Consider the following 24,048-nt stretch of genomic DNA (forward strand, 5'->3'; position numbering starts at 1 on the left):
GTGTAGATTTCTTAATAGTAAAACAAAATTTCTAAATAAGAAAAGAGTGGTGGGCTTGAAAAGAGTTAATATTCTTCAAAGATTGGAAACAGCAGGAGTAATTGCTGTAGTTCGCGGAAAAGACAAAGAGGAAGCAATCAAAGCAAGTCATGCAATCGTAAAGGGTGGTATGCATGGTTTGGAGCTGACATTCACTGTACCTCAAGCAGATGAAGTCATCAGAGAATTAGCAGAAGCATACAAAGATAAGCCGGAGGTAGTCATTGGAGCCGGTACAGTATTGGATGCTGTAACAGCACGTATGGCAATAATGGCAGGAGCAGATTATATTGTGAGTCCGTCCTTTGATCGAGAAACAGCTGAAATCTGTAACTTGTATCAAATTCCATATTTACCGGGTTGTATGACTATCACCGAGATGAAAGAAGCATTGAAGAGCGGTGTTGATATCATTAAGTTGTTTCCTGGTAGTGCGTATGGTCCAAGTATTATTTCAGCATTCAAAGCACCAATGCCTCATTTGAATATTATGCCAACAGGTGGTGTAAGTCTGGATAACATGGCCGAATGGTTTAAAGCCGGCGTAATTACAGTAGGTGTAGGTGGGAATCTTTTAGCACCGGCAGCTGTTGGTGATTTTGATAAAGTAACTGAAGTTGCTGCTGAATACATGGCGAAGTTCCATGAAATAAAAGGAGCATAGCGATGGGTAAAGTTGTAACTCTTGGTGAAATTATGCTGCGATTTTCAACAGACTGCGGCATTCGTATTGCTCAAACTGAAGCTTTTACGGCACATTACGGTGGTGGTGAAGCAAATGTTGCTGTTTCTCTGGCAAACTATGGACATCAGGTAGCTTTTGCAAGTAAGGTTCCGAACAACGCTTTGGGTGAAGCGGTGAAGAAACATCTGAATCGTTATAGTGTTGACACCAAATATCTGTTAAAAGGTGGACCAAGGCTAGGCTCTTACTACCTTGAAGCAGGAATTGGTGAACGTGCTGCCAGCGTTATCTATGATCGAGCGGGCTCGAGCTTTGCGTTGATGACAGCTGTTGAATGGGATACAAAAGAGCTATTCTCGGATTGCGATATTTTTCATATCTCAGGGATTACACCAGCGCTTTCTGAGGCTTGGAAAGAGCTGACCATTCAATTGATTCAAGCTGCAAAGGATGCAAGCTGTCTGATTAGTTTTGATGTCAATTATCGCGGCAAGCTTTGGACTAAGGAAGAAGCGGGGCAAACAATCCGCACCATCCTGCCATATGTAGATTATTGTTCAGCTGGAAACTTGGATGCACAGCATTTTCTGGAAATCAGTAAATATACTGGAACTTCAGAAAAAGAAGAATCAAGCTATTACTATCAAGAAATGCAAAAGAAATATCCGAATATTTCTGTGTTTTATTCAACAAAACGCAAGGTTCATTCTGCCAGTGCAAATGAATTGATTGGTACACTTTGGGCTGGGGAACAGTATTACGAATCTCAATGCCATTTAATCGATCCGATTGTTGATCGAGTGGGCGGCGGAGATGCGTTTGCGGGTGGTGTGCTGCATGGTTTGTTAAACAAAACAAACTACCAAGATGTTATCAGCTTTGCAACAGCTGCATCTGCCTTGAAACATACCGTACATGGTGACTGCAATCAATTTAGTGAAGAGGAAGTCAATAGCTTCTTAGCTATGGGCTCTGGGAAAATTATTCGTTAGTACATGCTAAATGACTCAAGTAAATCAAAGTTATGCCTATAAAGTGACTGAAACTGCTGTTTCAGTCACGTCAAAATAGAGAGGAGCACTAGAAACATGCAAAATATGGAAACTCGTTACACTCATAGTCCGGAGGATATCCGTCATTATTCTACAGAACAGCTGAGAGATGAATTCTTAGTAGAGAAGGTTTTTGTGCCTGGGACAATTGCATTGACCTATACACACAATGACCGCATGATCTTTGGTGGGGTTACACCTGCGAAGGAAGCATTGGAAATCAAGTTGGATAAAGAGTTAGGCGTAGACTACTTCTTGGAACGTCGTGAATTAGGTGTTATCAACATTGGTGGACCTGGATTTATCGAAATTGACGGACAAAAGGAAGAAATGAAAAAGCAAGATGGCTATTACATCGGAAAAGAAACACGTCATGTTGTTTTCTCTTCTGAAAATCCTGAAAATCCGGCAAAATTCTATATCAGCTCAGTTCCTGCACACCACAAATATCCAAATGTGAAAATCAGCATTGACGATATCAAACCGATGGAGACTGGTGAGCCGTTGACACTGAACGAACGTAAAATTTATCAATACATCCATCCAAATGTCTGCGAAAGCTGTCAATTACAAATGGGTTATACAATCTTAGAACCAGGCAGCTCATGGAATACAATGCCTTGTCATACCCATGAACGTCGTATGGAAGCATATGTATACTTCGATATGGAACAAGACACACGTGTGTTCCACATGATGGGTAAACCAGACGAAACAAAACACTTGGTAATGGGGAACGAACAAGCAGCCATCTCACCAAGCTGGTCGATTCACTCTGGTGTTGGAACAAGCAACTATTCATTTATCTGGGCAATGTGCGGCGAAAATATCACATACACAGATATGGATATGGTACCAATGAATCAATTGAAGTAAGAAAAGCTGAACAGACCGGGCAGCTCCTGAGCAATAAAGAGACTTGATTCAATGATAATCTGTATCATTGCAAGCAAGGCATCCTATTGTCGAAGGCGTTGGTCAGTGAAGCTGGACAAAAAGAAAAGCTGAACGAGCTCGTTCAGCTCTCGAGCACTATAGCTCAAATAAACGTTAAGAGAACTCGTCAGCTTTGGCATGACGGTCGACAACAAAAAAGAAAAGAGGAGAAAAATCAGATGGATTTTAATATGGATAGCTTCCGCTTAGACGGAAAAATTGCTCTTGTTACAGGAGCTGTATACGGAATTGGGTTTGAAATTGCCAGCTCATTAGCAGCTGCAGGTGCAACAATTGTTTTCAATAATATTGACCAAAAATCAGTAAATGATGGTGTTGAAAACTATAAAAAAGCTGGTATTGACGCGAAGGGTTACGTTTGTGACGTAACGAATGAAGAGCAAGTACAGGCAATGGTTAAACAAATCAAAGAAGAAGTCGGCGTTATTGATATTCTTGTAAATAATGCGGGTATTATTAAACGTACACCAATGCACGAAATGGCTGCTGCAGATTTCCGTCAAGTAATCGACATCGATTTGAACGGACCATTTATTATGGCAAAAGCTGTTCTTCCTGGTATGATGGAACAAAACAGTGGGAAAATCATCAATATTTGTTCAATGATGAGTGAGCTTGGACGTGAAACAGTAAGTGCTTATGCAGCTGCTAAGGGCGGATTGAAGATGTTAACGAAAAATATTGCATCTGAATACGGTGAATACAACATCCAGTGTAACGGCATTGGACCTGGCTACATTGCAACACCTCAAACAGCGCCATTGCGTGAACAGCAAGAGGATGGTTCTCGTCATCCATTTGACCAATTTATCGTTGGACGTACACCGGCAGCACGTTGGGGAACACCTGATGATTTAGCTGGGCCAGCAGTATTTTTGGCTTCTAAAGCGTCAGATTTTGTTAATGGTCACATTCTGTATGTTGATGGTGGAATCCTGGCATACATTGGTAAACAACCTTAAGTCTTCAAGGTCTCCTAAGTAATAACTGTATATAAAAAATTCCTAAGTAAATAAATAAGGTTCTGCTTCACATGCGTGAGTGAAGCAGAACCGTTTTTTGTCCTATGAATCATGGGATGCATCTTTGTTTATGATTGGTGGTGATCGAAAAAGATAATTTCTTGGTTCTGGTGTTTTTTTAAATATTCCTTTGGCGTCAGCCCAAACTCTTTTTTGAAGCATTTTAAGAAATGAGGATAAGACTTAAAGCCGCATTGCAGATAGATTTCATTCGAGTTTTTGTAAGTCACCAACAGCTGTTTTGCATAGAGCAGTCTCTTTTTCAATACATAGCTATGAAAGGTGAATCCAGTTGTACTTTTGAAGGTACGGGCAATGTAATATTTGCTGACGAAGAATTTCTTCGCAACATCCTCAAGCGTCAATGAAGCATCTAAATTTTCCGATACATAAACCATTAAGTTTTCAATTAGGCTATTTTCCATCACCTCTTTTGGCTGCACCTCTTGTTCTTCGCTCATTACCAGCTTATTTAAAAAGACCAAAAAGTTAATAAATTGCTGCTCATACATCAAATCCATGCCGTAGATTTTTTTGTCTGCCGGCGCTTCAATTAATGAGAGATAGTATTTTAAACGCTCAGGGTCTGTTTGAATGATTTTGCTTTTAGTTGTACCGGTAGGGTGGAAGCAACGTTCCAAATTCGTATATTTACTGGAATGGCTACGTAAAAAACTAGGCGTAATGAACATATAGACCCGTTCAAAGACTTCAGAATCTTGTTTGACAATCCTATGTAAATCTAAATTATGGATAAAAATAACAGAACCGGGCTTCAAAAGATATTGTTTGCCATCTAAATAGAATTCTGCTGTTCCAGCCAATGTGCAATGTATCTCATAGAAGTCATGATAATGATAAAGCGTTTTCTCTTGGACGACGAAATCCCTTACATGAAAGAGTTCATAGTCATTTGACAGCATGGTATTTACTAGTGAAGTGTTGAGCAATGTGGAGTCTTTCATAAAATATCCCCCCTGAATAATCATTTATTACGCTTACTATAATACACCAAAAAAGAAATGAAAAGGCTTTATGTGCAATTTTTGACAGTAATTAGGCAATTTTTACTATATATTCATTTTTGATAACTTGTTAAACTAAGAACATGATAAACGATTGAAAGCGCTTTGAGAAAAACTCGAGGATACTATAAATGTAAAAGGAGCTTGAATGACAAAATGATAATTAAACAAGAGTTATTCGTACCAAAAGAAACTGTAGAAGAAAAAATTGATTTGATGATTGCCAACTTGACGACAATCAAAGATAACAGCGGAGAATTCCTTTTGGATTTTGATGGCTTAAAGGTTGATGACAAAAGCTGGACAATTTGGAACTGGCCGCAAGGGGTTGGTTTGTATGGTATTTACAAAAATTATCAAATTACTAAAAATGAAAAAGCCTTGAAAGTCGTCAATGATTGGTTTGATGGACGAATGAAAGAGGGCGCTCCTCCCAAGAATGTAAACACAATGGCACCGTTGCTAACAATGGCTTATCTTTATGAGGATACAAAAGATTCGAAATACATTCCTTACTTGGAACAATGGGCCGAGTGGGTAATGCATGATATGCCTAGAACAAATGAAAACGGCCTGCAACATGCAACTTATGGACCGGCGAACACAAATCAGCTGTGGGATGACACATTGATGATGACGGTTCTTCCGTTGGCAAAAATCGGTAAGCTGTTGAATCGTCCGGAATATCTGGAAGAAGCAAGACATCAATTCTTGATTCATATCAAATACTTGATGGATAAGAAAACCGGACTATGGTATCACGGTTGGACCTTTGAAGGAAATCACAACTATGCGGAAGCGCTATGGGCACGTGGCAATTGCTGGATTACGATTGCCATTCCTGAAATCATTGAAATTCTTGAGCTTCCAAAGGGAGACGGACTAAGAGATTTCTTAATTAACACGTTGAATGCACAGGTTGCTTCTTTAGCGAAATATCAACATGAATCAGGCTTATGGCATACGTTGTTGAACGATTCAAGCTCTTATCTGGAATCTTCGGCAACAGCGGGATTTGCTTACGGTATCTTGAAGGCTGTTCATAAAAAGTATATCAGTAGTGAGTATGAAGAAGTTGCTTATAAAGCGATGGCTGGCCTGTTGGAAGAAATTGATGATAAAGGTGAAGTACAGCATGTATCCGTTGGAACCGGAATGGGTGATGATTTAGATTTCTACAAAAATATTGGGATGACAGCTATGCCATACGGTCAATCACTGACTATTCTATGCCTGACAGAGCTGTTAGTATCGTATTGCTAAATAACTAAGTATCAAAAATGGGATGCGACAATCATTTGCTGATTCATAGATAAAGTGATGATTGTCCTCTCTCTTAACAAGGTAGCGAGTGTTAGTTGTAAGTTGATTTTTAAAAGAGCAAACTTAGAAAAAGCAGGAGGAAGAAAAATGAAGAAAAGACATGTTATTTCCGGATTGATGCTTTCAGCAGCTGGATTGACTTTGCTGAGTGGTTGCAGCAGCTCAGAGGCATCTTCAGACGGTACCATCGTATTACGCTATGCTTATGCCAGCAATAGTCAGCCGGTTATTGATTCAATGAATGAGTTTGGCAAGCTGGTGGAAGAAAAGACCAATGGAGAAGTAACCATAGAATATTTTCCAGATGGACAGCTCGGTGGAGAGACGGAACTGATTGAGCTGACTCAAACTGGCGGTATCGATTTTACCAAGGTTAGCGGCTCTGCACTGGAGAGCTTTTCGAAAGATTATTCCATTTTCGCCGTTCCTTATATTTTTGACAATGAAGAGCACTTTTTCGCGGTAATGGAAGATGAAGAGATTATGGATGAGATTTACAATTCAACTGAAGAACTAGGATTCGTGGGATTAACCTATTATGATTCAGGGCAGCGAAGCTTTTACATGACGGATGGACCTGTGAACTCTCCTGATGATTTAAAAGGAAAGAAAATTCGTGTTATGCAAAGTGAAACCGCCATCAAAATGGTTGAGCTGTTAGGTGGCTCACCGGTTCCTATGGGCAGCTCTGAGGTATACACGTCATTGCAGTCTAACCTGATTAACGGTGCAGAAAATAATGAGTTTGTGCTGCATACTGCCGGACATGGTGGTGTAGCCAAATATTATTCTTACGATGAGCATACACGTGTTCCGGATATCGTAATTATGAACGACAGTATAAAAGAGCGCCTTTCAGATGAACAGTATGAAGCAATTGTTGAAGCAGCAAAAGAATCAACTGAATTTGAGAAGGAAGTATTTAAGGAAGCAGTTGAAGAAGAAAAAGCAATCGCTGAAAAAGAATATGGTGTTGTTTACAACGACGTTGACAGTGCACCTTTCCAGGAAGCTGTTCAGCCACTTCACGATCAATTCAAAAATGATAAAAATTACAGCGACCTTTATACAAAAATCCGCGCTGTAGCTGACGAGATGGAGTAGGGGGAGTAAAAATGAAAGCAGTTAGAAATGCTTTAGATAAGTTTTTAGAAATTTTTGGTTCAATTCTTTTAGCAGTGATGATTCTTGTTGTGCTGTATCAGGTATTTACCAGAACGGTATTGAATAGTCCAAATACAGTGACAGAAGAGCTTGTTCGATTTGGTTTAGTTTGGCTGTCAATGCTGGCTTCAGCCTATGTTGTCGGTAAGCGCAGCCACTTAGCTGTGACGATGCTCAGTGATAACCTGAGCGGAAGCAACAAGCGTTTATTGGAAATTGTCGTACAGATATTATTCTTAGTTTTTGCCGCATTCATCATGGTATTTGGCGGATGGAAGGCTGTTACTGTAACGATGGGACAGATTTCACCATCACTTTCCATTCCGATGGGCTATGTCTATCTGGCTGTTCCGGTATCAGGAGTTATTATGTTTATCTATAGTTTGCTGAACTTATTGGATCAGCAGTCAGAAGAAGAAAGTAAAAAGGAGGGGTAGATATGGCGTTAGAAGCAGGTCTGATATTATTCATCGTTTTTGCCATATTGTTGATTTTGGGAATGCCGATTGCAATCAGTGTCGCCGTTTCCTCAATCGTAACGTTGTTGTTAGTTGTTCCATTTGATATTGCAGTCTTTACCTCTGCACAGAAAATGGTGTCCAGTTTAAATAGTTTCTCTTTAGTGGCCATTCCATTCTTTGTCCTCTCGGGCATTATAATGAATGGCGGCGGAATTGCTGAAAAGCTCGTGAATTTCGCTATGTTGTTTGTTGGACGTGTGCCTGGTGGACTGGCGCATACAAACATTTTAGGAAATGCTTTGTTTGGTTCAATGTCCAGTTCAGCCATCGCAGCATCAACTGCGATTGGTGGCGTATTGATTCCTCAGCAGGTGAAAACCGGCTATGATCGTAAGTTTGCGACTGCGGCCAATATTGCTTCTGCACCAACAGGCATGGTTATTCCTCCGAGTACAGCCTTTATCATGTATTCATTGGTTGCCAGCGGAGCATCCATTTCTTCACTTTTCTTAGGTGGTTACTTGGTCGGCGCGTTATGGGCATTAAGTATCATGATTGTTGCCTTCCTTCATGCAAAGAGACACAATTATAAAACGATTAGTCGTTCTGAGCTAGGCTCAGTAGGAACTGTACTGAAAGAAGCCTTACCAAGTGTTATGCTGATTGTGATTATTATCGGCGGTATTCTATCTGGATTGTTTACTGCTATCGAGGCTTCAGCTATTGCTGTTGCGTATTCACTAGTTATCGCGATGTTCTTTTATAAAACAGTAACAGTCAAAGACATTCCCAGAATGTTGAGAGATGCAGTATTGACAACAGGAACAATTGCTTTCTTACTGGCAACTTCATCTATGATGTCCTTTGCTATGGCATTTACAGGAATTCCACAGGCAATCAGTGCAGCAATCTTAGGTTTGACATCAAATAAATATATCATCTTGCTGTTGGTGAACATTGTCCTGTTGATTGTAGGAATGTTTATGGACGTAGGCCCGGCAATCATGATCTTTACACCAATTTTCTTACCTGTTGTAACAAGTGTCGGTGTTGATCCTGTACACTTCGGTCTGTTCGCAATCATGAACTTATGTGTGGGTTCAATCACACCACCTGTGGGTTCGGGCCTCTATGTCGGAGCCAGTGTCGGCGGCGTCAAAGCAGAGCAGATGTTGAAGCCGTTAGTCCCATTCTATATTGCGATTCTAGCAGTCTTGTTCTTGATTACCTATTTCCCGCAAATTGTTATGTGGCTGCCAAATCTCGCTTCTTAAATCACATAAAAGTAGTTCATCGTGATCACCCCAAACTTTCACGATGAATGACGAAACAACCAGAGAAGGCAGTTTTTTATAGAATAAAAGGAGGGACCGCACGTAGTTTATAACTAAAAAAATAAAAGGGAAGGGCTACTGATAATCACCTGATTGTCAGCAGCCTGTTTCCTATTTTATAATGAATAGTACAAGAAAGTGAATAGAGAGAAAGAGGAGCGGTCATTTTGTATAATTTAACAGTAAGAGGGCACGATATATCAGGAAATCACAGTTTTACAGCACTGCCTGAAAAAATAAAAGCAGTAGGTATAGGGAATGTTCAGTTGGCTTTAGGGATGTCATTTCCTGAGCTGCCAAGCGGTAAAGAGAATATATCTCCTGGTTTTGGGACATTTATGAAAAATACTTTTATGAAACAGGATGTACAGATAGCGATTTTGAGCTGCTACATCAACATGATTCATCCGAATGAAGAAATAAGGGAAGAAGTGTTACAGAAATTCGAAAGCTATCTGAAATATGCAAAATATTTTGGTGCTTCTATGGTTGCTTCTGAAACAGGCAATGTACTGGAAGAAATAATCTATACAGAGAAGAACTTTACGGAAGCAGCATTTGAGAAAGCAGTTGTCTCTATTCAGCGTTTGGTTAACTGTGGTGAAAAGTACGGTATGATGGTCGGCATCGAGCCTGGATTAAATCATCCAATCTATTCTGTAGAGAAAATGCATGACCTGGTTCAACGAATTGACTCTGATTATCTGGGCGTTATTTTGGATGCGACAAACTTAATTACAGCCGATAATTATCAAAAACAGACGGAAATTTTGCAACAAGCGTTTGATTTGTTCGGAGAAAAGATAGTTGCCATCCATTTGAAAGACTTTATTATTGAAGATGAAAAAGTTGTTCCGACAGCAGTAGGTGAGGGCCTGATGGATGTTCAAGGTATGCTTGAAATCATCAATAAGAATAAACCGCTGATTAACATTGTATTAGAGGAAACGAAGGACGAAAAAATAGCTCAAGCGAAAAAACTAATTGCTTCGTTGTAGAATATCTGTTGACCACTGATAGAGTAACAATACGGGGAGAGCATGAATGCTCGGAATGAATGAGGGAAGAAATAGAAAACCTCAAGTTCCAGTCGGTAAAATAAAGGAAGGATAACCAGATTGTTGGTTATCTTTTTTTTGTATTTTTTTAAAAACTTTATTGAAATAGTTTTTTTACATTGTGGTAAACTTTATGCTCGGTGTGTTATGGGTTGTAAAGGAGAAAAAATGATAAAAAACAGTGTAACAACAGCAAATGCTATAGCCAATGAAATTGCAAAAGGCGGCAGCATGACATTCAATGTACAAGCGTCTGTCTCGTATTCAGACAGTCCGGCTGTATCTGGATTAACTAGCTGTATTTCAGACTTAACAGGGCTTGTTTCAGGCTTTGCATCGAATGTGCAAACCGACAGTGGAAACATTCGACAAATTGCAGCAGCCTACAAAAATGCAGATTCGGAAGCTGCGAAGGTAGGTGTCAAATGACTGAAGCAAGAACAATTCAAGAAAAAGAGGCAGAGGAAACTCTTTTCACTCTTCGGCAAGAGTATGACCGGCTGGAAGAACAAGAAAGCACCATTAAAAAGAGAAAGAAGCAGCTTTCTGATTTTGTGGAATCGTGGGAGCAGCTCAATAGAGCGGAGTTAGAAATATTAGAGGAGGTCAGTTTCTTAAGTCAAGGCACGCACTCAGAGGCTCATTCGCTGCGTAGCTTTGATGAAAGGGAGCTAGTGACTAGGCAAGGACGCATGTCAATAGATACCGAATTTGAGGAGATTGAATACCAGCAGCGAAAAGTTAAGCGTGAGCTGGAAGAGGTAGAAAGTAACCTAGATCGCCAAAAAAGGGCGGTGCATGGAAATGGTTAAAATTGACTTTTCTGAGCTGTCAGCAGTAGCAAATTCAATAAATGGGGCAGTCATGTCTATGAGTGATTCTTTCGAGAGTGTAAAGAGTGGCGCAAATGATTTAGTGCACACATCGTCGCTTGATAGTCCGGCATGGAGTAATACAAAAAATTATTTCCAGACTTATCCTGTTCTCGGGGATGGAATTTGGAATAGTGCCATGACTGTATCAGAGACATTAACAAGCTATTTATCTGCTTTTCAATCAGAAGTCGGATCACCAAAGAATCAACTTGATAGCGATAAGCTGCAGGAGATGCAAGACAAACTCACCGGAATACAAACAAGTAGAAAGAACTTGCTAGAAAGCATGTCAAAGGCGGAGGACTATGTACTGTCTAACCTGTCGAATAGGTTGAGTGGCTTAGATTCAAGTGCGGAGTATTTCACGAAAGAAATTGAGATATTAACGAAGTATATAGCTTTTGAAGCAGCTCACAGCGGGGATTTTAACGATATACAATCCACTATCGGAGAGCTAAAAATAGGGATGACACAAATTTCTCAATCAAAAAATTTCCATCCGATTAAGGGCTATGCACGATTAAATTATAATAAAATGGATTGGTATAACAAAGTGTCTGTTTTTAATTCTGAGCAGCCGGAAGTGCGAATGGTCAAATTTACCCACGATGGGATTGAGCCATTCCCACAATACAAAATATACAACAACGGTGTGCTTAATCAAGAAGCAACCGACAAGTTCAATAAAATAATGATGGAGAAGGATTTAGAATTCCTCATAGACTTTGTGGGCGAGGTTTCCGGTGTATACGATGGTGTTCGCTTTTTCATAGGAATAGATCCAATAACTGGTGAAAAGGTCACATTAGAAGAGTGGATGAAAGCTGGATTCTGGACAGCTTTAGAATTGTTATCAGCAGCAAAAATGATTGATATACTTAAAAATATCAAACTTAATAAGAAGCTGCTTAGTGGTGTTTCATTGACTGAGGATGAACTCAGACTGTTTTCTAAAATGGGTGACTTGGGTGATTATAAGATAATTGAAAAAGCAGATGATATGGTACCTAGAAATCTAAACAAAGGTTCACAAAGTCAAATTATCAAACAAATTGAAGACGGCTCTCTCTCGTTGACCGAAAAAGGAAACACTGTTAGGAAATCCAATTATGGTGAAATGAAAATGGATCAAGTCATGGCGGAAAAAGGATATAATAGAATTAGCATAGACACTGTGAAAGAGATAGACAATCCAATTAGAAAAGGGATAGACGGGGTATACTATAATCCAGATGGACACCCGCCTTATATTATCGGTGAAGCGAAGTTTGGAACATCTACGCTTGATAAATTAAAAAATGGAACTAAGCAAATGTCTGACGGTTGGATTTTACAAGATGATAGACTAATAAAAGCTGTTGGTAAAGATGTTTATGATGATATCCTATTAGAAGGATATGATAGAGTACTGATTGAAAAAATCAATCCTGACGGTTCGTATGTTACGGCCTACGTAGATGAATTTGGAAATAAAATAAAAAAGTAGAATGAGGTTATAATAAATGTTGAGAGATAGACTGAAAAGCGAGGATTACTTTGACGCTTTCATAAAAGAAGATTCTTTACGTGTGGAAAAGTTTGATACAAAATTGAGAAAAAATGAAGTTCGTGAAGATCGTATTCTGCCTGTAAAAGATGGGAAAAACCGTATTGAAATTGGGCTAGTAATTGCTAAATATTCACGAGGCGATAGTCTTTCTGAATTGAAAAAGGAGTTTACTAATATATTAGATGAATATATAGAGCTAGGAACTCAAGGGGTTACTCACGGATACTCTGAGGCGTTAACATTTGTCTCGTTAGCAGTTTTGTTAGAATCAGATAAAGAACAATTAGAGAAGCTAGCAACAATCGATTTACACCAAGATTCTCTAATGAATTTTCTAATTAATGGAAAAATGACTGAGGAGATATCTAATCAGCATTTGCAAATTGAGGATTATAAACCATTATATAACTTGGTTTTTTTGGATGACAAAGAAAGACAGTCAGAACAGCTTAAAACTTTTGTAAACGATGTTTGGTATAAAACGAATGATGAGATGGGTTGGTACGACTCTCATAAGGAGACAAAGGTAAATATTTACAACGGTTACTGGTGCTTTGAAGCTGCAGCAGTAGCAAAACTGCTAGATATACCCGATAATAATTTAAAAGATTCACAATATTATCCCTATGATTTGGCTCATTTTGAGGGTTGAACGAGAAGAAAAAAGGAGAATATAAATGTTTGTTTTTATAATGATATGGATTTCTGGATTAGTCGCTTTAAGATTCGCTCAGGTAAATTTTGGAAGAAAGGGCTATTCAAATGGTGTCGGGCTGGTTATACCAATTGGGTATGTCTCGTTTCTGTTTCTTTTAAGACAAGCCTCAGGGGGAGGCAATATAGGAATAATGTTGTTGATACATGGTGCTATAGCGGCTTATTATTACGATGTTTTTTCTACAGAGAAGAAAAAGAATTCTGAACAAAAGTATTTTGAGAAAGAAAATGAGACGAAGAAGGAAGACGAAAAAGTAATAGAATAAAGCTCTATCAACGCTAAATAATAATTAGACCGCCTATCGTCGGGCAGTCTTTTACATAGAAAAAGCAGCCTCTTATAATAAAAGCTGTTCCCGATTGTTCGTTCGCTATTTTTAATTGTCCCTTGGGGTATTCCGTTTATAATTAAGATTGTTGATATATAAGAATTCGCACCCCGTCACACTCAGTTGTTCCAACGTTTCACATAGCAGAGTGTCATGTAACTAAAAAAGCAGTTACCTTTTTGGGCAATTATCCCTGTCTTAATCCAAACACCATGTAACACCTATACAGAATTGATTTTCTTTATTCAAACAACAGCTAAAAGCGCCTATGTACTAAATATCTAGTACATAGACGCTTTTATTTTAATTATACCAATTCAAAAGCAGCTTCCTGTGTATCTGTGCTGTTTGGCCCAACGAAGGCAATGAATGTACCATTTTCTGCTTCGTAGTTCATTGAGCATGTATAGAATTTCAGCTCTTCTCGAGTCAGTGTAAATGCTACTGTTACTGTAGCGTGTTCGGCAATCTGAACTTTTTTGAATTGCTTCAGCTCCTTAATTGGTCGAACAACTGAGCCCACTACATCTTGGATATAGAGTTGAACGGTTTCAAGACACGCACGGTTAGAAGTGTTTTCAATTTGTACGCTGATTGTCAGCTCCTCTGACATTTTCGTATCACTTAAGGTTAAGCCTGAGTAATGGATATCGCTGTAGCTTAGCCCATAACCGAATGGAAAGAGTGGCGCATTTGGACTATCAAGATATTTGGATACGAAGCGTCCGGAATGTGTCGCGCTGGTCAATGGTCGACCTGTTTTGAATTCATTATAATAAATTGGTAATTGTCCAACCGAATAAGGGAAGCTCATGCTTAATCTTCCGGATGGATTTGTTTGACCAAACAGGATATCAGCAATTGCGTGACCACCTTCTGTTCCCGGGAACCAGACCTGAAGAATGGCATCAATGGTTTCTGCTTCCTCAGTCAAGACAAGCGGACGTCCGCTAATTGAAAGTAAGATAGTTTTTTTATTCAGTACAATTAGCTGCTTCATGAACTCTCTTTGAATTTGAGGCAGGCGGATATCGGTTCGACTGCCGGCTTCACCGCTTTGCATCGTATGTTCGCCCATTGCAAAAATGATAGTGTCTGCTTTTTCAGCTGCGGCTAGTGCACTTTCTAAATAGGTTTTCTTCTCTTCATCAGACAGTGACAGACTATCAATCATATCTTTTGTCGCACCGAACTCCCCAAGGAAATCATAGCTTTCCAGCATGTCGCAGCCTTTCTCAACACAAAGGTTTTCTGGTTTAAGATAGCTTTCGAGACCAGCTTTGATAGAAACCGTGTCAGAGGTTTGCCCATGAACAGCCCAAAGACCAATCAATTCTTGATTATCTCCGTAAGGACCAACTAATAGGATTTTTTCATCTGCCTGAGGATTGAGCGGTAGAAGGTTGTTTTTATTTTTCAGTAAGACGACAGATTCAGCTGCTACTTTTTTAGCAAGTGCTCGATGGTCTTCTTTCAACAACGTTTCCTTTTCTTTCGCTTCACTTGCTCCTCTATATGGATCTTCAAAAAGACCCAGCTCGTTTTTCAGCTTCAGTACGCGAAGGACAGCTTGATTAATCAGCTCACCATCAATTCGTCCGTCTTTCAATAGAGGCTGCAACTCATTTGCATAGCAAGGCGATTTCATGTCAATATCATTGGTTGCTTTCATCGCCAGATAAGCAGCTTCTTTATTATCTTTAGCAATGCCGTGATCAATCAATTCTCTCACCGCCGCATAGTCGGAAATGATTACACCGTCAAACCCCCATTCCTCCCGAAGGATATCCTTTAGAATAAATTCATTTCCCGTAACTGGAACACCATCATAGGTATTGAAGGAGGTCATGACCATTTTGCAGCCGGCATCAACCGCAGATTTATAGCTGGGAAGGTAGTCCTGTCTCAAGCGTCTTTCGGACATGTCAACGGTGTTGTATTCTCTTCCTGCTTCCGCTGCGCCATAAGCAGCAAAATGTTTCACACAGGAAGCAATTCCTTCTTGTTTATCTAAATTCTTTTGCAGTCCGTTAACCATAGCAGAGGCATAGGCTGCATTCAATAAGCTGTCTTCGCCCGTAGATTCCAGGCATCGTCCCCAACGGGCATCTCTGACTAAATCGACCATCGGAGCAAAAGTAACATGTGCACCGCCAGCCTGTGATTCCTTTCCGATGATTGTATATGCTTCTTCTATCAAGTCTGGATTCCAAGAGGCACCAAGACCAAGCGGGATAGGGAAGACTGTCCGATAACCATAAATGATATCAGCCATAAATAATAACGGGATTTGATGGCGAGATTTTTCAAGATAAGTTTGTTGAATTTCTTTCGTTTTTGCTGCACCCGCTACGTTGAGTACAGACCCGACATTGCTTAATATCTCATCAGAGATGCCTAGCTTTTGCTGCGGACCAACGGTTAATGCGGAGGTGTTAAAAAACTCACCTGATAGCTGAACGAGCTGTCCTACTTTTTCTGTCCAAGTAAGGGAATGGAGCAGCTCCTGTAATTTTTCTTCTTTCATGATAGTGCCTCCTGATTAAAGATTATTCTTTTTCTGCTTCTTGTTCCAAGCGATAAGTTTCGTTATCCAATGCCTTGAACCATGGATACCATAGTAATGGGGATAGGATAAGCTGGATGAATAGCTGCAGAAGAATAATGGAAATACTCCCTTGAACAGCTGCATGAAAACCAATTGGCAAACCAAAAATTGCCTGTACTCCGGAAAAATGAGCAACTAAACCGGTTTTTGTCAGTAAATAGGCTAAGAGTAAAGCGATTGAATTATTTGTAATGAATGGTACCGCCAGTCTGAAGTTTAAAACTAAAGGCGTACCGAAAATAACAGGCTCAGTAATACCGAAAAGCGCAGGAACTATTGAGACTTTCCCGACCTCACGGAATTGCTTGCTTTTCGCTCTCATCATAAGTAGAACCAGACCAAGTGCCATACCGCCCCAAGTGATAATGTTGAAAAATGCTAACCCGGTAATATTTGGTGGTGTTTGACCGGCAGCAACGGCATTTAGATTTTCGACATCCATTGCCATCCATAACGCAGTGACAATTGGCATAACTACATTAGTACCGTGAATACCGAAAAACCAAAGAATTTGCTGTACAAGAGAAATGATGATGACAGCACCAATGGAGCCGCCAATCCCTTGAAGGGGCTTTTGAATAATTGTATAGACAAATTCATGCATATTTTCGAATGAGGTCATACTGAAAAGTGAAGAAATAAGTATGAAAACCAGTGCAATCAAAATGGTTGGAAGGATGGACTCAAAAACCTTTGTTACCATCGGCGGAACTCCATCAGGCATTTTGATTGTCCAACCTTTGCGCTTAATTCCTAAGTACAATCTAGCGCTGACAAGTCCGACAAACATCGCGGAAAAAACACCGGGAGCTCCCAGCCAAGTTGTAGGAATCGCCGTAATATCTTCTGGTATTGTACCAAGAGGGGTAATAATCAAGAAACATAATAAAGAAATAATACCTGCAGAAATTCCGTCCTCTGTTTCATCAAGGTTCCTTACAAGCTGATAAGCCATTAGTACAACGACATACAGAGCCATAGCCCCAATCGTGATGGCATTCAGTTTAGAAAATAAATCTGAATAGTTGGTTAAAAAGGATAGGAAGGGTAGTGATGACGGTAAAACCATCAATAGTACAGCGATTGATCCTATCAATACAGGTCCTAAAGTTCCCATCATCGCCCCTGAAATGGCTTTAAGATAGGGACTGTTCCCCATTTTGTCGAAAAAAGGGCTTAATCGATCAAATAAATTGCTGATCTTTGTTTTCAAGAAAAACATCTCCTTTAGCTTTGATACCTGTATTATATTCGTAAGCGCTTTACAAGTCTTTCCGAAATTTTACGAGAAATCGGTCATATTTTTACGTTAGAAATTGTTGGCGATATTGTTTTGGGGAACTCCCATAATGTTCTTTAAATGCGAGATAGAAAGATTTTACACTGCCAAAACCGCATTCGTTTGAGATGGATAAAATGGTCAAATCGGTATCTCTCAATAGAGAATAGGCTTTATTAAGACGAACTGATTTCAGATATTCAATAAAGGTAATCCCCATAAACTGCTTATAATATCGAGAAAAATAGGAGGTATTGTAATTAAAAGTCGTTGCTACTTCTTCCAGTGTTAAATTTCTGTTGTAGTTGTCTTCAATAAATCGGTTGACTTTCCTAAGCTGATCCAGATTTTTTACGGAGCGGATATCTTTGATTTCAACCGTTGGAATACTGAAGGATTCCAGTAAGACAGAAATAATCTCATACACTTTGCTCATGACTAAAGCGCGTTTGGCAATGCTGTCTTCTTGGTAAATCGTATGAATTTCTTTAATCAGTTGTATAAGCACAGGATGCTGAGAGAGCTCCTTTTCAAAATAAATCGACTGCGTATAGGTATCTTCTGTCAGCTGTCGAATAAAGCTTAAGGGAAACTGTATGACAAACACCTGACTTGGTTCAGGTGTTTTTGTGGAGTGGATGATATTGCTGTTAATCAAAAACAGATGATTCTTTCTAACCTGATGGATGGACTGCGGGTATCTGATTTCCAACAAGCCATCTAGACATAGCAGCAGTTCCATGCTGCTGTGCCAGTGGGGGAGTATCAATCGTTCGGTGTCCTTAGAGTGGAACTCAAAAATTTTAAATGGATATTTTTTACTTGGAATGATTTTTTCGTGCTTCATTCTCATTTTCCTCCCAATACAGTTGTAAGAAAAAGCCTATTGTTTGTGCTGCGCCAAAGCAACTAGTGATTGCTAGATTAAATGATGCTGTGTTCAAAAAAAGTGAGCTACACGCTTTTTTATCTCCAGAAAAAGAAACGTAAAAGCTACCCAATCTTCCTATAAATGCTTGGTGATAACCCTGTTCGTTTTTTGAACAAGCGGCTGAAATAGGCAAAATTCTCCAAGCCGATTTCCATCGCAATCTCTTGAATCGACTGATTGGAGTACCTAAGCAGATCCTTCGCATACGAAATTTTTTTATTAATTTGATAGTTTATAGGGGGTTGTCCGATATAACGGGAAAAATCTTTGTTCAATTGATACTTGTTAACATGAAAAAGCTTTTCCAGCTGTTCCATAGAGATTGACTCTTTGAAATGCTGATCCAAGAAATCTTTCATAGCCAAGACGTGATTCGGAATTTCTTCATAAGTAAAATCCAACTGATTTTTTTGCAGCAGCAATTCATTCAATAATTGATGAAGCAACACAGAGCTTTGATAATCTGTTTGGGCGTGCTGGCTTTCCTGCAGCAGCAAAAGCTGATTGATAATGAGGTGGATTGGATTATTCAAAGGCGGTGTGTCGGTATGAAAAACATTTGTCCCGTTTCGCATAAACTCCTGATAAAAGGCCTCTGACATTCCGCCAAAAAAATGAACCCAGTCCATTTCCCAAGGTTCGTCACTAATTGTTTGGTAATGCTGATACTCTCGGCAGTCGATAAAGAAGATATCACCACTTTTCAACAAGAATTCCTGTTCTTTATAGACAAGTCGTCCTTGGCCTGAATGAGTGAATTTCATTAAAAACGAAGGTAGGTTTGCTCGTTCGGTGTAGTAAGGCTGATGCGCCTTGAAGTGACCAATTTCTTGAACGTAGTAAAAAAGCTCTTTGCTCCTCTGGTCGGGTGTATTGATATAACGAGTGGAGTCGGGACTCCACGAATGATTTGCCTTTTCCCAGTAGCTCATGAAAATGCTCCTTTCGGTGGCTATACAGATGCTGCTAAATCCTTACCTGACAAAAATAGAAATCATGAATAATAAAGAGAGGCAACGAGATTTAGTTTACAGAATTTATATGCCAATATAGTGCAATTATATATCAAAAATGTGTGATGTAAAAGAGTTCGATTGATACTATCATTACTTTGTAAGCAAAAACACAGTTGAAGTAATAAAATGAAATGATATCGCTTTATTTTATATGAAATCTCTAATCTACTCTATACATATGAGGCAACTTCTTACTTTAGGAGAAACAAGAAATGCTGAAAGTACGGAGAGGGATGTCTGCTGTTTTTGGGACAAAAAAATAGAGTTTCTATCTATCAAAAAAGTGAAATAGAAGGTGAAAAAATGACAGAAACTTATATTGCTGTGGACATTGGTGCTTCCAGTGGTCGGTTGATGAAGAGTGAGCTGCAAGCTAATGGTCAACTCACATTAGAAGAGATTCATCGCTTTAAGAATGGTTTTAGAATGAAGGATGGTCATGACCGATGGGCGATTCATCATTTAATAAATGAGATTCTTATTGGTTTGGAAAAACTAAAAAAGTCAGGCGTTACGAAATGTTACATCGGCATTGATACATGGGCAGTTGATTATTGTCTAATCGATCGGTCCGGCGACTTGTTGGAAGAGCCCATTTCCTACAGAGATACACGAACAGAGAGCGCAGTACAGGCGTTTACAGCAGAATGTTCATTAGAAAGGCTCTATGAAAAAACAGGTATTCAGATTCAACCCTTCAATACCATTTTTCAGCTATTTGTTGAGAGTCAGGAAAAGCTCAATAAAGCAGAAAAACTGTTACTGATACCTGATTATCTAGGTTATGTTTTCACAGGAAATGCTGTAACAGAAAAGACCAATGCCTCAACCATGCAGCTCCTTAATCCTGATTCGCAGGATTGGGATGAAGAGTTATTGTCATTGGCAGGCATTAAGAAAGAACTACTATCGCCATTGACAGATTCAGGAACCATATTAGGACAATTGAAAAAAGAGCAGTTCCCAACGTTTGATTTACCGGAAGCGACATTTATTACTGTTGCAACCCATGACACGGCTTCGGCAGTTATTGGAACACCGGGCGAAGGAGACGATTGGGCCTATATCAGTAGTGGTACTTGGTCACTATTGGGGATCGAAACAACGTTGTTTAATGTATCAAGAGAGGCCTTCTTTGAAAACTATACGAATGAGTGGGGCGCACATAATACGATTCGCTTTTTGAAAAATATTATGGGGATGTGGCTGATACAGGAAGTTGCTCGTATGCAGGACTATCAGTATACCTATGCAGAGCTGGCAGATTTAGCGGAGGCAACACCTGCATTTCAGCAGTTCATTGACGTAAATGATCCAAGCTTCCTTAATCCGAATAACATGATTGAGGCAATTCAGGATTATTGCAGAAAAACAAAGCAGAGGATTCCAGAATCCGCGGGAGAGCTGGCACGTTGTATCTATGATAATTTGGCTTTATGTTATGCAATAGAGTTGGAAAAAATGGAACAGCTGACAGGAACCGGAAAAAAAATCGATAAGCTGCACATTGTTGGCGGAGGATCAAATAATCTCTTTTTGAATCAGTTAACCGCAAATGCTGCAGGAATTGTTATAGAGGCAGGACCGGGTGAAGCGACGGCTATTGGTAATATTCTCTTGCAAATGATTACTACCGGCGTGTTCAGTGATTTGAAAGAGGCACGCAAGGTGATTCAGCAATCCTTTGAGATTTCTGTACACGAACCGAAAAAGTTCGATAAAACAATTATTAATGACTATAAAAACTTTTTAAAGGAGCGAACAGCTAGATGACAGTGAAGCAAAGATACGAAGAAGCGAAAAAGAAATACGCAGCATTAGGTGTGGATACAGATGCTGTAATGAAAAAAATGGATGAGGTAAAAATCTCAATGCACGTCTGGCAGGGCGATGATGTGAAAGGCTTTTTAAGCGATGCAGAATTATCAGGCGGTATCTCTGTCACAGGAAATTACCCGGGAGCTGCGCGCACACCGGACGAATTACGCCGCGATTTAGAAAAGGCCTATGCAATGATTCCAGGTAACCACAAACTGAATCTTCATGCCATTTATTTAGATACGGATGAGCAAGTGGATTTAAACGAGATTGAGCCAAAGCATTTTGAAAAATGGGTTGCTTGGGCAAAGGAACAAGGACTTGGTTTAGATTTTAATCCGACTTTCTTCTCTCATCCAATGTATAAAGATGGTTTCACTTTAGCTTCAGCGGATAAGGATGTGCGTGATTTCTGGATTGAACACGGGAAACGTTCAAGAAAAGTCGCTGAATACTTCGGTAAAGAGCTTGGTCAGGTTTGTGTTAATAATTTTTGGGTGCCGGATGGCTTCAAGGACAATCCAATTGATCGTTTAGCACCGAGAAGAAGATTGATGGAATCGCTTGATGAAATTTTCTCTGAGGAGTTGGACAAACAGTATACCTTGGATGCTGTAGAAAGCAAGCTGTTTGGAATCGGTGCTGAGGCGTATACTGTTGGCTCCCATGAGTTCTATATGGGCTACGGTTTGACACGCAATAAGCTGGTGTGTCTGGATGCAGGACATTTCCATCCGACGGAAGTTATTTCCAATAAGCTGTCTTCACTTTCTCTGTTCAGTGAAGGGATTTTACTTCACGTGAGCCGCCCAATCCGTTGGGATAGTGACCATGTCGTAATCATGGATGATGAGCTTCAGGAAATTGGGCGAGAGCTAGTCCGTAATGAGTTACTGCCGATGACTAATATTGGTCTTGATTTCTTCGATGCAACAATTAATCGTGTTGCCGCATGGGTCATTGGTACACGAAATACACAGAAAGCAATCATGAAAGCGATGCTTGAACCAATTGATTCCTTGAAGGAAATCGAGCTGTCTGGCGACTATACCACTCGCTTGGCGATGATTGAAGAGCTGAAGGACTTCCCATTCGCTGATGTATGGAACTACTATTGTGAGGTAAAGGGAGTTCCAGTTGGCTTGGACTGGCTGCCGGAAGTGAAGGAATATGAAAAAGAAGTTTTGAGTCAACGTGAAGCAGCAATTGGAAAAGACAGCTGCCGTTTTTCTTAAACGGTCGCTTCGATAAAAGTTAAAAGAGACTAATTGAAGAGAGAGTGGACGGATAATGAAAAAAATGGATATTTTACAAGCGCCATTTGTACGTGAAATGGTTGATACTACAGCAAACCTGTATCGTTTAGGTTGGGATGAGCGTAATGGTGGGAATATTTCTTATTTATTAAAAGAAGAAGAGATTTTGCCGTTTCTTGATCCTGAAAAAGTCATACGGACAATTCCAATGATTTTTGATGGCAGTAAATTGGCAGGAAGCTATTTTATCGTTACCGGCTCAGGGAAATATTTCAAAAACGTTTGTGATGCACCATCGGAAAACTTGGGTGTTGTGCGAGTAAGTCAGGATGGTCAGGCTGTTGAGCTGTTGTGGGGATTGGAACACGGCGCAGTACCGACAAGCGAGCTGCCAAGCCACTTCATGAGTCATATTGCACGTTTAGAAGTAGACCCTGAAAATCGCATTATTATGCATAACCATGCCAGTCACTTATTGGCGATGAGCTTTACGCATGATTTAGATGAAAAAGCATTTACACGTACCTTGTGGCAAATGTGTACGGAATGTTTGGTTGTATTTCCGGAAGGCGTATCAATCATTCCTTGGTTGGTTCCCGGAACCAATGAAATTGGTGAAGCAACAGCTGCTAAGATGAAGGAAACACGTTTGGTCTTATGGCCTCAGCACGGTATTTACGGTGCCGGAAAAGATATGGATGAAGTGTTTGGATTAATCGAAACTGCTGAAAAAGCAGCCGAAGTGTACACCTATGTGTGCGCACAGGGAGGCGTGAAGCAGACAATTACGGATGAAAATCTTTGGGCGTTAGCGGATGCCTTTGGTGTTGAGCCGAAAGCCGGCTATCTTAAGTCTAGATAGGAGCTGCACTGATGATAAAAAAGGCAGTCAGAATGAAGGTTTATTCGGATAAACATGAAGAATATAAGCGACGTCACGATGAGCTATGGCCTGAAATGGAGCAAATGTTGAAGGCGCATGGAGCGATAAGCTACTCCATTTTTCTTGATGTGGAGACAAGCGTGCTTTTTGGTTATCTTGAAATCGAGGATGAAGAACGTTGGGCTCTGACGGCTCAGACTGAAATCAATAAAAGATGGTGGGATTACATGGAGGATATCATGGAAACGAATCCTGACCATTCGCCAATAGCAGTCGATTTGTGCCCGGTGTTTGAGCTATAGAAGACAAAGTGAGCTGTTCATAAAAAATGATGACTGCTCTTGATAATTTTGAAGACAGTATCTCAACTGGCGAAAGCATTATCAATCGTTTAAAATAAAAAATGTATATCGCTTACATTTTTGTGGAAAGAAATAATCTGTACCTGTTTGGATGAAAATTCTGAGCTTAAATGAGGTTGGGACAGAAGCGGTTAGCTTCAAGCACCAAGTAGGTACTTTTCATCATCTGTTCTGCTTGCAAAGTAAGCAATCACAGTGATTCTAAGCAATAAGGCTGAATTTACGAAAATGACAAGAAACACGGAATGTTCCATTCCGATGTTGATTGATTCCTACTTGGTGCTCCACAAATTTTTGCTAACCAA

23 protein-coding genes are annotated in these 24,048 nt (G+C 39.8%); 18 read left to right on the forward strand and 5 right to left on the reverse strand.

Going from position 1 to position 24,048, the window contains the following annotated elements; translation table 11 throughout:
* The first annotated feature begins 55 nt into the window (after nt 1-55).
* From IW510_RS08385 to IW510_RS08400, 4 genes are all read left to right on the forward strand, one after another.
* Nucleotides 56-703, forward strand: coding sequence for a bifunctional 4-hydroxy-2-oxoglutarate aldolase/2-dehydro-3-deoxy-phosphogluconate aldolase (locus IW510_RS08385; RefSeq protein ID WP_202058528.1), 648 nt, complete (start codon nt 56-58; stop codon nt 701-703).
* A gap of 2 nt (nt 704-705) precedes the next feature.
* Nucleotides 706-1,716: a sugar kinase gene (locus IW510_RS08390; protein WP_202058530.1), complete on the forward strand. Its 1,011-nt coding sequence runs from the start codon at nt 706-708 to the stop codon at nt 1,714-1,716.
* A 96-nt stretch (nt 1,717-1,812) separates the two neighbouring features.
* Nucleotides 1,813-2,652, forward strand: coding sequence for a 5-dehydro-4-deoxy-D-glucuronate isomerase (kduI, locus tag IW510_RS08395; RefSeq protein ID WP_202058533.1), 840 nt, complete (start codon nt 1,813-1,815; stop codon nt 2,650-2,652).
* A 239-nt stretch (nt 2,653-2,891) separates the two neighbouring features.
* A complete protein-coding gene (locus tag IW510_RS08400; protein WP_202058535.1) occupies nt 2,892-3,695 on the forward strand; it encodes a gluconate 5-dehydrogenase in 804 nt (267 codons plus the stop codon).
* A 128-nt stretch (nt 3,696-3,823) separates the two neighbouring features.
* Here IW510_RS08400 and IW510_RS08405 read toward each other — a convergent pair whose 3' ends face one another.
* Nucleotides 3,824-4,720: an AraC family transcriptional regulator gene (locus IW510_RS08405; RefSeq protein WP_236674669.1), complete on the reverse strand. Its 897-nt coding sequence runs from the start codon at nt 4,718-4,720 to the stop codon at nt 3,824-3,826.
* Between the two features lie 216 nt (nt 4,721-4,936).
* On the opposite strand from IW510_RS08405, the gene bglB reads away from it, so the two are divergent.
* The 10 genes from bglB to IW510_RS08455 all read left to right on the forward strand — a co-directional run bounded on the left by bglB (nt 4,937) and on the right by IW510_RS08455 (nt 13,527).
* Nucleotides 4,937-6,043: a beta-galactosidase BglB gene (gene bglB / locus IW510_RS08410; protein ID WP_202058537.1), complete on the forward strand. Its 1,107-nt coding sequence runs from the start codon at nt 4,937-4,939 to the stop codon at nt 6,041-6,043.
* Nucleotides 6,044-6,190: 147 nt separating this feature from the next.
* A complete protein-coding gene (locus IW510_RS08415; RefSeq protein ID WP_202058539.1) occupies nt 6,191-7,207 on the forward strand; it encodes a TRAP transporter substrate-binding protein in 1,017 nt (338 codons plus the stop codon).
* Nucleotides 7,208-7,218: 11 nt separating this feature from the next.
* On the forward strand, nt 7,219-7,704 hold the full coding sequence (locus IW510_RS08420; RefSeq protein ID WP_202058542.1) for a TRAP transporter small permease: 486 nt from the start codon (nt 7,219-7,221) through the stop codon (nt 7,702-7,704).
* Between the two features lie 2 nt (nt 7,705-7,706).
* On the forward strand, nt 7,707-9,002 hold the full coding sequence (locus IW510_RS08425; protein WP_202058544.1) for a TRAP transporter large permease: 1,296 nt from the start codon (nt 7,707-7,709) through the stop codon (nt 9,000-9,002).
* Between the two features lie 227 nt (nt 9,003-9,229).
* Entirely contained in the window at nt 9,230-10,060 is an 831-nt protein-coding gene (locus IW510_RS08430; RefSeq protein ID WP_202058546.1) for a sugar phosphate isomerase/epimerase family protein, read from the forward strand.
* A gap of 228 nt (nt 10,061-10,288) precedes the next feature.
* Nucleotides 10,289-10,549, forward strand: coding sequence for a DUF3130 family protein (locus tag IW510_RS08435; protein ID WP_202058548.1), 261 nt, complete (start codon nt 10,289-10,291; stop codon nt 10,547-10,549).
* Nucleotides 10,546-10,932, forward strand: coding sequence for a hypothetical protein (locus IW510_RS08440; RefSeq protein WP_202058550.1), 387 nt, complete (start codon nt 10,546-10,548; stop codon nt 10,930-10,932). Before IW510_RS08435 ends, IW510_RS08440 begins: the two co-directional genes overlap by 4 nt.
* Nucleotides 10,919-12,481: a pre-toxin TG domain-containing protein gene (locus IW510_RS08445; protein ID WP_202058553.1), complete on the forward strand. Its 1,563-nt coding sequence runs from the start codon at nt 10,919-10,921 to the stop codon at nt 12,479-12,481. The genes IW510_RS08440 and IW510_RS08445 overlap by 14 nt, the downstream gene beginning before the upstream one ends.
* A 16-nt stretch (nt 12,482-12,497) precedes the next feature.
* Nucleotides 12,498-13,196, forward strand: a complete 699-nt coding sequence (locus IW510_RS08450; protein ID WP_202058555.1) for a PoNe immunity protein domain-containing protein — start codon at nt 12,498-12,500, stop codon at nt 13,194-13,196.
* Between the two features lie 25 nt (nt 13,197-13,221).
* Complete coding sequence (locus IW510_RS08455) at nt 13,222-13,527, forward strand: hypothetical protein (protein WP_202058557.1); 306 nt, start codon at nt 13,222-13,224, stop codon at nt 13,525-13,527.
* A gap of 370 nt (nt 13,528-13,897) precedes the next feature.
* On the opposite strand, the gene bglX is transcribed toward IW510_RS08455, so the two are convergent.
* From bglX to IW510_RS08475, 4 genes are all read right to left on the reverse strand, one after another.
* Nucleotides 13,898-16,117: a beta-glucosidase BglX gene (gene bglX / locus IW510_RS08460; RefSeq protein ID WP_202058559.1), complete on the reverse strand. Its 2,220-nt coding sequence runs from the start codon at nt 16,115-16,117 to the stop codon at nt 13,898-13,900.
* A 22-nt stretch (nt 16,118-16,139) separates the two neighbouring features.
* Nucleotides 16,140-17,411 (reverse strand): PTS sugar transporter subunit IIC, encoded by a 1,272-nt coding sequence (locus IW510_RS08465; RefSeq protein WP_202058561.1) that lies wholly within the window; start codon nt 17,409-17,411, stop codon nt 16,140-16,142.
* A gap of 91 nt (nt 17,412-17,502) precedes the next feature.
* On the reverse strand, nt 17,503-18,324 hold the full coding sequence (locus IW510_RS08470) for an AraC family transcriptional regulator (protein ID WP_202058563.1): 822 nt from the start codon (nt 18,322-18,324) through the stop codon (nt 17,503-17,505).
* A 146-nt stretch (nt 18,325-18,470) separates the two neighbouring features.
* The gene (locus tag IW510_RS08475; protein ID WP_202058565.1) at nt 18,471-19,340 is read right to left on the reverse strand and encodes an AraC family transcriptional regulator; all 870 of its coding nucleotides are present in this window, start codon (nt 19,338-19,340) and stop codon (nt 18,471-18,473) included.
* Nucleotides 19,341-19,727: 387 nt separating this feature from the next.
* Here IW510_RS08475 and rhaB point away from each other — a divergent pair, with 387 nt between their 5' ends.
* Genes rhaB through rhaM form a run of 4 tightly spaced genes read left to right on the forward strand, consistent with a single transcriptional unit; the run spans nt 19,728 to nt 23,683 of the window.
* Nucleotides 19,728-21,197, forward strand: coding sequence for a rhamnulokinase (gene rhaB / locus IW510_RS08480; RefSeq protein WP_202058567.1), 1,470 nt, complete (start codon nt 19,728-19,730; stop codon nt 21,195-21,197).
* Nucleotides 21,194-22,477 carry an L-rhamnose isomerase gene (gene rhaA, locus IW510_RS08485; RefSeq protein ID WP_202058569.1) on the forward strand — a complete coding sequence of 428 codons (1,284 nt, stop codon included), beginning with the start codon at nt 21,194-21,196 and terminating at the stop codon, nt 22,475-22,477. The genes rhaB and rhaA overlap by 4 nt, the downstream gene beginning before the upstream one ends.
* Nucleotides 22,478-22,532: 55 nt before the next feature.
* Nucleotides 22,533-23,360, forward strand: a complete 828-nt coding sequence (gene rhaD / locus IW510_RS08490) for a rhamnulose-1-phosphate aldolase (RefSeq protein ID WP_202058571.1) — start codon at nt 22,533-22,535, stop codon at nt 23,358-23,360.
* Nucleotides 23,361-23,371: 11 nt separating this feature from the next.
* Complete coding sequence (gene rhaM, locus IW510_RS08495; RefSeq protein ID WP_202058573.1) at nt 23,372-23,683, forward strand: L-rhamnose mutarotase; 312 nt, start codon at nt 23,372-23,374, stop codon at nt 23,681-23,683.
* Nucleotides 23,684-24,048 lie beyond the last annotated feature (365 nt).

Origin of the sequence: Enterococcus sp. BWR-S5 (assembly GCF_016745255.1) — a bacterium.
Lineage (GTDB): Bacteria > Bacillota > Bacilli > Lactobacillales > Enterococcaceae > Enterococcus_L.